At 63.7% G+C, this 11,780-nt stretch carries 8 protein-coding genes; 7 read left to right on the top strand and 1 reads right to left on the bottom strand.

Features of this window, described 5'->3' with window-relative positions:
* Positions 1-125: 125 nt before the first annotated feature.
* The 7 genes from OQE62_RS00040 to OQE62_RS00010 all read left to right on the top strand — a co-directional run bounded on the left by OQE62_RS00040 (position 126) and on the right by OQE62_RS00010 (position 9,781).
* Positions 126-1,295, top strand: a complete 1,170-nt coding sequence (locus OQE62_RS00040) for a 1-acyl-sn-glycerol-3-phosphate acyltransferase (RefSeq protein WP_265719931.1) — start codon at positions 126-128, stop codon at positions 1,293-1,295.
* An 80-nt stretch (positions 1,296-1,375) separates the two neighbouring features.
* Entirely contained in the window at positions 1,376-3,520 is a 2,145-nt protein-coding gene (dinG, locus tag OQE62_RS00035) for an ATP-dependent DNA helicase DinG (protein ID WP_265719930.1), read from the top strand.
* A gap of 77 nt (positions 3,521-3,597) precedes the next feature.
* On the top strand, positions 3,598-3,921 hold the full coding sequence (locus OQE62_RS00030; RefSeq protein WP_265719929.1) for a YqcC family protein: 324 nt from the start codon (positions 3,598-3,600) through the stop codon (positions 3,919-3,921).
* Positions 3,922-4,323: 402 nt separating this feature from the next.
* Positions 4,324-4,950 (top strand): ATP-dependent zinc protease family protein, encoded by a 627-nt coding sequence (locus OQE62_RS00025; RefSeq protein WP_265719928.1) that lies wholly within the window; start codon positions 4,324-4,326, stop codon positions 4,948-4,950.
* A gap of 57 nt (positions 4,951-5,007) precedes the next feature.
* Entirely contained in the window at positions 5,008-6,540 is a 1,533-nt protein-coding gene (locus OQE62_RS00020) for an inactive transglutaminase family protein (protein ID WP_265719927.1), read from the top strand.
* Positions 6,541-7,548 (top strand): alpha-L-glutamate ligase-like protein, encoded by a 1,008-nt coding sequence (locus OQE62_RS00015; RefSeq protein ID WP_265719926.1) that lies wholly within the window; start codon positions 6,541-6,543, stop codon positions 7,546-7,548.
* 151 nt (positions 7,549-7,699) lie between these two features.
* A complete protein-coding gene (locus tag OQE62_RS00010; protein WP_265719925.1) occupies positions 7,700-9,781 on the top strand; it encodes a TonB-dependent receptor in 2,082 nt (693 codons plus the stop codon).
* Positions 9,782-10,145: 364 nt separating this feature from the next.
* Here the strand turns inward: OQE62_RS00010 and OQE62_RS00005 are convergent, their stop codons facing one another.
* Positions 10,146-11,309 carry an acyl-CoA desaturase gene (locus tag OQE62_RS00005; protein WP_265719924.1) on the bottom strand — a complete coding sequence of 388 codons (1,164 nt, stop codon included), beginning with the start codon at positions 11,307-11,309 and terminating at the stop codon, positions 10,146-10,148.
* Between the last annotated feature and the right edge of the window lie 471 nt (positions 11,310-11,780).

Below are 11,780 nucleotides of genomic sequence, written 5' to 3'. Positions count from 1 at the left end.
AACCACTGGCCAGCGGTCGGCGCTTCCGGTATGTTCTGCGCCGGCCCGGCATCGGCGCCGGGCGGTAACTTGTCCAGAAAAAGAAGAGAGCCCCGCACGCTGCGCGGTTGGCAGGTAGTGATTTCATGAGAGCGAGTGAGTTGGATCCGGCCCAGTTCGAGGATATCCGTCCCTATCGCGACGACGAGGCGCGGGCGGTGTTGGACCGTGTGATTGCCGATCCGGAAATGTCCCATGCGGCGGCGCACCTGCTGGTGCCCAAACTGGCGAAGCTGGAGGGGCCCATCGCCTGGCTGGTGCGCCAGTTCGTGCGCTTCGAGTTCCGCAAGGCGAAGGATATTCGCGGCGTGCAGGAAGTGATTGCCAAATATCTGCAGATGGCGGTCAACCGTACCAGTGCGGGCCTGAGTATCTCCGGGCTGGACAGGTTGCCGCGGGACCGCGCCTGCCTGTTTGTCGGCAACCACCGGGATATCGCCATGGACCCGGCGCTGGCGATTCTCGCCATGTTCAGGGAGGGGCACGAGACTTCCCGTATCGCCATCGGCGACAACCTGCTTACCAAACCGTTTGCCACCGATATCATGAAGCTGAACAAGAGCTTCGTGGTCAAGCGCCAGGTCGGCAGTCGCCGCGAGAAGCTGGCGGCGGCCACCCAGCTGTCCAACTACATCTACCACTCGGTGGTCAACGACAACGAACACGTGTGGATAGCGCAGCGCTCCGGCCGCGCAAAGGACGGCCTGGATCGCACCAACCCGGCACTGGCGGCGATGTTCGCCATGACCAAGGACAAGCAGACCCCTTTCGCCGAGTTCTGGCGCAAGCTGCACATAGTGCCCCTGTCCATCTCCTACGAGTGGGACCCCTGCGATGCGCAGAAGGCAAAGGAGCTGTACATCACCGAGCACAAGGAAGAGTACCGCAAGAGCGAGCACGAGGACCTGGGCTCCATCGCCAAGGGCATCACCGGCTACAAGGGCCATATCCACACCGCCTTCGGCATGCCCATCGAGGGGGATTTCAACGATGTCGGCACCCTGGCCGAGGAGATCGACCGCCAGGTGATCGGCAACTATGTGCTGCATCCCACCAACCTGGTCGCCTACCAGATGCTCTACGGCGAGGCCCCGCCGCTGTCGGTCGGCTACCCGGCCAGACCCTGGCACCCGGACGAACACGCGGAGACCCGGCGACAGTTCAAACAGCGCATGGCCGAGATCGACGAGCGCTGGCGCGACAAGGCGATCCGGGCCTATGCCAACCCGGTGGTCTCCAAGCTCGCCTACGAGTGAGTGGTGGTGAGTGGCGGGTGGTTAGTGGATAATGCCGGCCTCCAGTCGCCAACCACTCATGACCAATCGCTGACCACTCCGTGCTAGAAGATCGACAGAAAAAAACCATCCAGTCCGCCTACAGCCAGTTCCTCGCCGGCCGTGACCTCAAGGCCCGCTATGGACAGAAGCTGATGGTGGCGGCCATCGCACGCAGCCTGGGCGGTATCGTCCAGGACGGCAGTGGCGAGCGGGACGCGGCCAAAGGTAGCGGCGAGCATATCTGCGTGGTGGAGGCGGGCACAGGCACCGGCAAGACGGTGGCCTACCTGCTGGCCGCGATTCCCCTGGCGCAGGCGCAGGACAAGAAACTGGTGGTGTCCACTGCCACCGTGGCGCTGCAGGAACAGATCATCAACAAGGACCTGCCGGAAGTGGCGCGCCACAGCGGCCTGAAGTTCGATTTCAGCCTGGCCAAGGGGCGCGGCCGCTACCTGTGTCTGTCCAAGCTGGACCAGTTGCTGTCCAGCTTCAGCGACAGCGGCGCCGGCTTCTCCCTGGGCCTCTACGGCGACGAGCCGCCGCAGGTGGACGAAGTCGACCCCAGGCTCTACCGCGACATGGCCGACAAACTGGCCACCGGCGACTGGGACGGCGACCGCGACAACTGGCCCGAGACCATCGAGGTGGAGGACTGGAGCCGCGTCACCACCGACCACCGCCAGTGCAGCGGCCGCCGCTGCCCCCACGTCACCAACTGCAGTTTCTTCCGCGCCCGCGAAAACCTGGGCAAGACCGAAGTCATCGTCGCCAACCACGACCTGTTGCTGGCGGACCTGGCCCTGGGCGGTGGCGCCATACTGCCGCCGCCGGAGGAGACCATCTATGTGCTCGACGAGGCCCACCACCTGCCGGACAAGGCACTGAACCACTTCTCCCACCACAGCCGCGTGGGCGCCTCCACCGGCTGGCTGGACCAGGCGCAGAAGAACCTGGGGCAGATGCTGGGCGAGATCGGCGACGGCGCCGAGATCGATCGCTGCGGCGAAGAGCTGCCGGCGGTGCTCACCTCCGCCAAACAGGCGCTGGAGCAGATGTGGCCACTGATCGAGGAACACTGCGACTTCGAGAACGAGCGCGGCCGCCCCGGCAGTGCCCGCCACCGTTTTGAAGGCGGCGTGGTGCCGGAGCCGGTCATGCAGCTGGCGGAGAAACTGCGCGAGGATTTCGACGAACTGGAGATGCTGCTGAACAAGATGCTGCAGGCGGCGCAGAAACTGCTGGAAGACCCGCACAGCCCGGTGCCGGCAGTGGATCTGGAACGCTGGTATCCGCAGCTGGGCAGCTGGTACGGCCGCGCCGAGGCCAACCTGCAGCTCTGGGCCAACTACGCCAGGCCGGATGCCGAGGGCGCGCTGCCCCAGGCGCGCTGGGTCACGCTGGTCGACTGGGGCGGCTCGACCGATTTCGAGGTCTGCAGCTCCCCCATCCTGGCCGGCAAAACGCTGGAATACGGCCTCTGGCAGCGCTGCTACGGCGCCGTGCTGACCTCCGCCACGCTGACCGCGCTGGGCAAGTTCGACCGCCTGAAAATGCGCGCCGGCACGCCGGACAACGCCAGCTACCAGGTGGTACCCAGCCCGTTCGATTTCTCCCGCGCGAAGTTGCAGGTGCCGGCCGCGGCCGTGGATGCCGGCAATGCCGACGCCCATACCGACGCGGTGATAGACACGCTGCCGGAACTGCTGGACGAAAAGGGCGGTGCACTGGTGCTGTTCGCCTCTCGCCGGCAGATGGAAACCGTCTACGAGGCGCTGCCGGGCGTTTTCCGCAACCGCATCCTGATGCAGGGCCAGCGCTCCCGCCAGCAGTTGCTGGAGAATCACCGCGAGACGGTCGACGGTGGCGGCAGGAGTGTGCTTTTCGGACTCGCCAGCTTCGCCGAGGGCCTGGACCTGCCCGGGGAATACTGCCGCCATGTGGTGATCGCCAAGCTGCCCTTTGCGGTGCCGGACGACCCCATCGAGGCGGCGCTGGCGGAGTGGATCGAGGCCCGGGGCGGCAATCCGTTCATGCAGATCACCGTGCCGGACGCGGCGCTGAAACTGGTCCAGGCCTGCGGCCGACTGCTGCGCACCGAGGGCGACACCGGCACCATCACACTGCTGGACCGCCGCGTCGTCACGCGCCGCTACGGCCGCGCCATTCTCGACTCGCTGCCGCCGTTTGTGCGGGATATTGTGTAGTGGGGACTCGGTGCGCGTGGCGCATCCCACGGCACTTACCGACCATCAATCACCAATTACGGACCGCCAACGAATACATGAAAGCCATTTATTCCGATATCGCCGATCAACTGTTGCAGCTGGAAGCGGAGCTGCGCCGCATGGACCTGTGGCGCTCGGAGCCGCCGTCGCCGGAGGCGCTGGCCAGCACCGAACCCTTCTGTGTGGATACGCTGACCCTGCCGGAATGGCTGCAGTTCGTTTTCATCCCCCGCATGGGACAGCTGGTGCGGACGGAACAGCCGCTGCCGCAGCAATGTGGTATTGCGCCGATCGCGGAGGAATTCTTCAAGGAGACCGGGGGCGCCGGGGCCTTGATCGAGCTGCTGGAAGCCATCGATACACGCCTGCAGCAGGGCTGAACGGCACAGCGCAGGGCGCCTCTGTCACGCCAGTTTCGGGAGTCGGTGCGGGGCGCCATTGGCAGGTGTCTCCAACTCCGAAACTTGAGTGTGTCAGTGAGGGTTCACTGTCTACCGCGCTCGGGAAGCTTCCGCTCCGCGCCGCGGCTGCCCCCCGTCCGCCCGGTCCGGCGCTGCCTATAGTGATGATCAGTCGCTGTTCAGCTGCCCGGCGGATGCGGTACTATCCGCCCTTTGCGCGAAACGGAGGCGGGACTCTCCGGCATAGAACAAGCATGGAAAGCCTTGTCGCACAGGGATGGCCTGAAAGGCCTTAAGGTAGTAAACAGGAAAATGCGGATCTCTCCCATTTCATGGTTGTTGTTGGCTAGCCTGCTGGCCGGTTGCGAGTCGCTGCCGTTCATGAGCTCCCGGAGCGGGGCGCCGGAGCCCGTCGAATCGCCCCCGGTGAGCGGGCAACCGGAAGCCGTTGGCGAGGGGCAGCAGTGCCCGCAGCCCGAAGAAGTCGTCTGCCAGGAACCCGAAGTCAAAGTCGTCGAGCGGGTGATCGAACGGAGATTCGAGACGGTGGTCGAAGTGCCGGTGGCGAAAGACAAGCTGGTACTCGGCTCGGTGGAGTCCGTCTCCATTGAGCCCGGCGGCCTGATTCTCGATTCGCTGATCGATTCCGGCGCCCCCACTTCCTCACTCAGCGCGAAAGAGCTGCAGCCTTTCGAGCGCGACGGCAAGGAGTGGATACGTTTCAAGCTCGCCGCGCCCAACGACAATAGCGAACCGGTTACCATCGAGTTGCCGGTGAAGCGCTACGTGCGCGTGGCGCGCCCGGGTTTCGAAAGCCAGCGCCGCCCGGTGGTGGATATGAGCCTGACTATGGGCCAAGTCACCCATATGGTCGAGGTGAACCTGACTGATCGCAGCAGCCTCGACTATCCGCTGCTGGTAGGGCGCAACTTTCTCAAGGACGCAGCGGTGGTGGACGTGAGCCGCCGCAATGTCCAGGGCCAGCCCAGGCCGCCCTTAAGCAAATAACCGAATAAGAAGGAGCGCCGGTGATCCCGGCGCTCCGCTCACGATGGGGATTGGCGAATGTCGCCACGCGCTCAGGTCTATATTCTGGCTGCGCTGCTCGCTCTGATGGGCGCGGGGCTGACCATCTACAAAAACCGCGACCTTGGATTCCCGCTTTTGCCGGGTGAGTATCGCACCGTCTGGACCATCGAGGCCAAGGTGCGCTTTACCGCCGACGGTGATCCGGTCAAGGCGGCGCTGACACTGCCGCGGGAGCAGCGCAACATGCAGGTGCTGAACGAGAGTTTCAGCTCCTCCGGCTACGGTTTCAATGTCATCAGCGAAGATGACGAGCATCGTGCTGTCTGGTCGCGGCGCTCCGCCACTGGCCCCCAGTCTCTCTTCTACCAGCTCGACGTGCACCAGACTCCCGGCGCACCGCTGGAGCAGCCGCTGGACCTGAGTACCGGGGTGGAGAAACCCTTCCTGGGTGCGCGCGAGCAGGAGGCGGTGCGGCAGGCCATCTACTCCCTGGTGGACACGGCCCGCGAACGCTCTGCGGATGTGGAGACACTGACAACCCAGTTGCTTACCGCGCTGGGGGATCCGCGCAACCAGGACCGCAACCTGATCTTCGGCTACTACAAAGACCGCTCGCTGGTGGATGTGGCGCTGTTGGTACTGGCGGTTGCCGATATTCCCGCCCACCGCATCCGCGGCCTCTATCTCGAGGACGACCGCCGCCGACTGGACCCGGAGGACTTGCTGGAGGTCTACGACGGCAAGCGCTGGGTGGTATTCGAACCCCACAGCGGCTCCCCCGGTGTACCGGAAAATTTCTTTATCTGGCAGCGCGGGGGCAAGAGCCTGCTGGACGTGGAGGGTGGTCGCAATTCCCGCGTAACCTTCTCGGTGATCTCCAACGACGTGCCCGCGCGGGAAGTTTCCATGCTCAGTACCAGCAGGGAAAAGGAAGCGCTGGTGGACTTTTCCATCTACAGCCTGCCGATCGAGCAGCAGAGCATTTTCAAACTGATCCTGCTGGTGCCGGTGGGCGCGCTGGTGGTGGTGTTGCTGCGGGTCTTCGTCGGCCTGCGCACTTCCGGCACCTTCATGCCGGTGCTGCTGGCGATCGCCTTTATCGAAACCCGCCTGTTTACCGGCCTGTCGATTTTCGTGCTGATACTGATTCTCGGCCTCTGGGTGCGCTTCTACCTCAGTCGTCTCAACCTGTTACTGGTGTCGAGGATTGCCGCCGTGGTGGTCACGGTGGTGATACTGATGGGCGCCATCAGTGTGGTCAGCTACAAGCTGGGAATCGAACAGGCGCTGACGGTGACTTTCTTCCCCATGATCATTCTCGCCTGGACCATCGAACGCATGTCCATCGTCTGGGAGGAGGACGGTCCCTACGAGGTGGTGGTGCAGGCGGGCGGCAGCCTGTTGGTGGCGGTGCTGGCCTGGTGGGTGATGACCAACCACTATGTCGAACACTGGACCTTCAATTTCCCCGAGCTGCTGCTGGTACTGCTGGGGCTGATCCTGGTGATCGGCAACTACACCGGTTACCGCCTCGCCGAACTGATGCGTTTCCGGCAGTTGGTGAAATAGATGGGCGCTTTTTCCCTGCCCCAGTTCCTGGCCAAGCTGCGCGGTGGCCTGGTATCGCCGATGGCACTCCACCGCATGGGCGTGCTGGGTATGAACGCGCGCAACATCAACTACATCGCGCGCTACAACGATCGCGACAAATACCCGATCGTCGACGACAAGCTCAGTACCAAGCGCGCCGCCAAACGCAGTGGCATCCCCACCCCGGAACTGATCGCCGCCTTCGAGACCCAGCCCAGCCGCTCGCAGGTACTGAAAGTGATCGAGCCGCTGTGGCAGTTCGTGGTCAAACCGGCGCGGGGCTCCGGCGGCAAGGGCATTCTGGTGGTGGTAGGCCGCGATGGCGACAAATACCGCAAACCCTCCGGTGCGGAAGTGACGGCCCAGGATATCCTGCGCCACGTCAGCAATATCACCAGCGGTCTCTACAGCCTGGGCGGCAAGCCGGACCGGGTGATGGTCGAGGCGCTGGTGGATTTCGATCCGGTGTTCGACAACTATTCCTTCGAGGGCGTGCCGGATATCCGCGTGATCGTCTTCCGCGGTTTCCCGGTAATGGCCATGTTGCGCTGTTCCACCCACGATTCCGACGGCAAGGCCAACCTGCACCAGGGCGCCGTCGGTGTGGGTATCGATCTCGCCACCGGTAGGAGCTGCCACGCGGTACAGCGCGGCCTGCGCATCAACCGGCACCCGGATACGGAGATGCCCTTCGGCAAACTGCAGGTGCCCGGCTGGCGCGACCTGGTGCGACTGGCGGCGAGCTGTTACGAGATGACCGGTCTCGGCTATCTCGGCTGCGATATCGTCCTCGACCGCCGGCGCGGCCCGCTGCTGCTGGAGGCCAACGCGCGGCCGGGACTGGCGATCCAGGTTGCCAACGGTGTGGGCCTGGCCGGCCGGCTGCAGCATATCGAGCGGTTCGACCTGGAACAGCTGGAAAAGAATGTGGAAGAGCGGGTGAGCTACTCCATGCGCCAGTTCGCGGCTTCGCGCACTCTCCGATAACTCCCGTTGCCGGGACACCCCGGACGGTAAATCGCGCCCCCGAAACCCGGGTGGCAAAAACCGACCGACGGTTTTCTCCCGCGGGCGAAACGCATACCCTCTGCTTCCGGAGTCGCCTCTATCGATAACGCCAGATAATTCGGGTTGCCCCATGAACCACTTCCACCAGAAAACCGGCGCCGGGCTGCTGCTCGCCCTGGTGTCGGCCGTGCCTGTCGCAGATGCGGCCACAGACCTGGAAACCCTTTCGGTAACCGCCTCGCGGGATCAGCGATCCCTGACTTCGCTGGCGGAGAGCCTCGCCGTCATCTCCTCCGACGAGTTGCGGCGGGTGAGCGCAGTGCATATCAGCGAGGCGCTGGCGCGCGCGCCGGGTGTCTGGATCAGCCGCGGCAACGGCCAGGAGCATCTGACGGCGCTGCGCTCGCCGGTCCTTACCGGCGCCGGCAGTTGCGGGTCCTTCGCGATTGCGGAAGACGGCGTGCCGGTGCGGGGCACCGGCTTCTGCAACGTCAACCAGTTGTTCGATCTCAACAGCGAGCAGGCGGGCCGTATCGAGGTGCTGCGCGGCCCCGCGTCGGTGCTCTACGGATCGGATGCGCAGCACGGCGTGATCAACCTGATCAGCGAGGCGCCGGCCGGGGGGGACAGTCGCCTGTCGCTGGAGGCCGGCGCCAACGATTACCGGCGCTTCAAGGCCAGCGGCAGCCGGGTCGCCGGCCGGCACGGCTACCGGATCGGTTTCAACGGCGCCAGCGACGGTGGTTACAAGCGCGATTCGGGGTTCGACCAGCAGAAACTGACCCTGCGCCACGATTTTGACGGCGGGGCGGTGAGCGCTCGCACACTGCTGAACCTGAGCAACCTGAACCAGGAAACCGCCGGCTATGTGTCCGGTAAGGGTGCCTACAAAGACACGTCGCGCAAGCGCGAGAACCCCAATCCGGAAGCCTTCCGCGACAGCCGCTCGGCGCGTGTCCAGACCCGTATCGAGGGCGAGACCGACAGCGGCAACCGCTGGCTGCTGACCCCTTACGCACGCGCCACTGAGATGCAGTTCCTGATGCACTTCCTGCCGGGGACGCCGCTGGAGGAAAACGGCCAGCGCGGTGTGGGTATCAAGAGTGCCTATTTTACATCCGCCTCGGAAAACCTGTCCGTCACCAGCGGGGTCGACCTGGAACTGACCGACGGCTGGCTGGAGCAGAGCCAGGAGGGTGGCTTCTCGTCGTTTCCCGCGGGGCGACACTACGATTACGACGTGACTGCGGCAGTGGCGGCCGCATTTTCCAGCGCGGAATTCGCGCTGTCCGGGGCCACGCAGCTGTCTGCCGGCGCCCGCTACGAATATCTCCGCTACGACTACGACAACCGCATGATCAGCGGCGATACCGCCGAGGATGGCTCCATCTGCATCAGTAGCTACACCGGCGCCGAGGGCTGCCGCTACACGCGGCCGGCGGATCGCCGCGACGATTTTGCCAACCTGTCCGCCGATGCGAGCCTGCTGCACCATTTCAGTGATCGCCTCAGCGGTGTTGTCCGGCTGGCGCGCGGTTTCCGCGCGCCCCAGGTGACGGAACTCTACCGGCTGCAGAACGGCCAGATGGAAGCCGATCTGGATTCCGAGTCCATCGACAGCCTGGAGCTGGGCTTGCGCGGCACATTGCAGCAGCTCCGGTTCAGTTTCACCGCTTTCTATATGGAAAAGGCGGATGTGATTTTCCAGTCCTCGGAACGCCTGAACCTGAGCGAGGGCGAGACCCGGCACTACGGGCTGGAATACGATGTCGGCTGGCAGCTGGCCGACCGCTGGCGCCTGGCACTGGCCGGCACCCTGGCCCGCCACCGCTATACCAACGACGTCAGCGCGCCGGGCTCTTCCGAGCTGATCGAAACCCGCGGCAACGATATCGACACGGCGCCGCGGCGTATGCACACGCTGAACCTGCAGTGGTCCCCTGGAGACGCCACCACGGCGGAGCTGCAGTGGCGGCGTATGGGTGCCTATTACACGGATATCGAAAACGACCACCGCTACGACGGCCACGACCTGCTGAACCTGCGCCTGCGCCAGCGGCTTTCGGAAAAGCTGGAAGTCGGTTTGCGGGTTCACAACCTGGCGGATGTGGATTATGCCGAGCGGGCGGATTACTCGAGCCTGGGCGGTGGGGACCGCTATTTTATCGGCGAGCCGCGGAGTTTCTTTGCGGATATCAGCCTGGCGCTGTGATTTGTTGGGGCGTCCCTTGGGGGCCTGCTTTGCCGGTGCTAGTAAGGCAACTCAAAGCCGGTCCTGCTGCCGGGGAAGGGTTTCGGGACCTTCGCGTCGGCTTCAAGCTTCTTTTTGATCTGTTCAAATAGCCAGATAGAAATCCAATGCTGATGCGAAGGCGCTGGTACCGGCGGCTATTTGCCAGACCTTATGAGACAGGGATGTCGATTAGAGCGTACATGGACGTATTCACCGCGTGTCTGGCAAATAGCCACCGGTACCAGCGCCGCCACTGAATCACCTAATGATACAAAGTGGGAAAGGCCAACGAAAAAGGGCGAACACAAAGGTTCGCCCCAACGATCGAATCAAATCGAATGGATCAGGTCGCAGTGGCCGGGCAGAGGTGGAACTGTTCCATCATGATCTGCAGGCGCTTGCGCTGCATCTTCAGGCTGTATTCCAGCTCCTTGACGCGCGTACGGATGGCGGCGCTCTCCCACTTCGCCAGCAGGCGCTCGCGGGCGTTCTCGTAGCGGCGGGACTGCAATTCCTTCCACTCGTTCAGTGCCGCGGAAAAATCCTGGGCTTCCTTTTCCAGCAGTTCGCGCCAGCTCTCCCTGTGATTGGATTCCTGCAGCTTCTGCTCGGCGCGCTTGAATTGCATGGTGAGCATGGCGCGCTGGATGCGCATCGTGGGTACCGTCTTCAGGTTGCGCGCCAGGCCGAGCCAGCTGGCGGTCCTGATCAGCCACTTGGTCGGGTCCCACTGGTACCAGCGGATACCGTTGCGGTAATCGGTCTGGAAGATGTGGTGGTAGTTGTGGTAGCCCTCGCCGAAGGTGAAAAATGCCAGCAGGTCATTGTCCCGTGCCGTGTTTTCGTCCGTGTAGGGGCGGCGGCCCCAGATATGGGCGAGGGAGTTGATAAAGAAGGTGGTGTGGTGGTTCACCACGATACGCAGCACGCCCGCCAGCAACAGCATGCCGATCACGTCGCCGGTGAGCAGGCCCAGCAGCAGCGGCAGGCCCAGGTTCATGGCCAGGGTGATGGGGACATAGTGGTTGTGCTGCCACATGACGATCCTGTCGCGCTGCAGGTCCCGGGCGTTGCTGAAGTCCTCCCTGCCGCTGGGGTAGTCGCGCAGCATCCAGCCGATATGTGAAAACCAGAAGCCGCGCCGGGCGGAGTAGGGGTCCTGGTCGTTGTCGTCCACATGTCGGTGGTGGCGGCGGTGTCCGGAACACCAGACGAGGATGCTGTTCTGCAGCGCGGCGGCGCCGAAGAGGGCGAACAGCAGGCGCAGGGACCAGTGGGCCTCGTAGGTGCGGTGGGACCAGAGACGGTGGTAACCGGCAGTGATGGAGAAGCCGCACAGGGCGCCGATGACGGCGAAGGCCAGCCACTGGTACCAGTGGAAGCCCACCAGTACGCCGTACAGCGGCACCAGGGTCACTGCCGCCAACGCGGTGCTGGCAAAGAGGACGGTGGTAACCCAGATGCGCGGCGCGGTGGCCGGCTCCCGGGTTTCGTTAACTGATTTCATAGTACAACCTTTCTTGTGCGCTACAGCGGGTGGGCGGCCGGTTGGTCTTTGGCACCCACTGAACGATAGATGCTAACCGATCCACCGGTGCAAGGCACGCACCCCGAGTGTAGATTGAGACCGGTTTCCTGTAGTTGGTCACTGTCAGATCATCCTCTCATTCATGACTTTCTGCCTGATATTGGTGCAGGAGCAGGCTTTCTCGAGCCCTGTTGGTTCACACGTCTCGCTCCCGCAGTCGCCCGAGGCCGGCAGGCCCCCATTTTACTGCATCTGCAAAGTTGGCATGGCGGTTGCAGTAACCTGGGTGTGGGTCGAAAGGTCCACATTCCGGGAATCCATCACGGGGTTATGGCAACAGTTATTACTGCGTGACTTCCCGTTTTCTCTCATCATCGCTGATTCAGGCCCCGCATTGCGGGGCCTTTTTTTTATGTGCGCCAGGCATGGCGCGTAGCGCCGTGACTGGCG

Origin of the sequence: Microbulbifer halophilus (assembly GCF_026183675.1) — a bacterium.
In the GTDB taxonomy this organism is placed as follows: domain Bacteria; phylum Pseudomonadota; class Gammaproteobacteria; order Pseudomonadales; family Cellvibrionaceae; genus Microbulbifer; species Microbulbifer halophilus.
Note: the sequence above shows the minus strand (reverse complement) of the source record. Positions and strands in the feature narration are given on the sequence as shown.

Excerpts from the sequence above, each read along its gene's own strand:
- OQE62_RS00030 (WP_265719929.1), top strand. The coding sequence starts at position 3,598 with ATGAAAGCCATTTATTCCGATATCGCCGATCAACTGTTGCAGCTGGAA.
- OQE62_RS00015 (WP_265719926.1), top strand. The coding sequence starts at position 6,541 with ATGGGCGCTTTTTCCCTGCCCCAGTTCCTGGCCAAGCTGCGCGGTGGC.
- OQE62_RS00005 (WP_265719924.1), bottom strand. The coding sequence starts at position 11,309 with ATGAAATCAGTTAACGAAACCCGGGAGCCGGCCACCGCGCCGCGCATC.
- OQE62_RS00025 (WP_265719928.1), top strand. The coding sequence starts at position 4,324 with ATGAGCTCCCGGAGCGGGGCGCCGGAGCCCGTCGAATCGCCCCCGGTG.
- OQE62_RS00040 (WP_265719931.1), top strand. The coding sequence starts at position 126 with ATGAGAGCGAGTGAGTTGGATCCGGCCCAGTTCGAGGATATCCGTCCC.
- OQE62_RS00020 (WP_265719927.1), top strand. The coding sequence starts at position 5,008 with ATGTCGCCACGCGCTCAGGTCTATATTCTGGCTGCGCTGCTCGCTCTG.
- OQE62_RS00010 (WP_265719925.1), top strand. The coding sequence starts at position 7,700 with ATGAACCACTTCCACCAGAAAACCGGCGCCGGGCTGCTGCTCGCCCTG.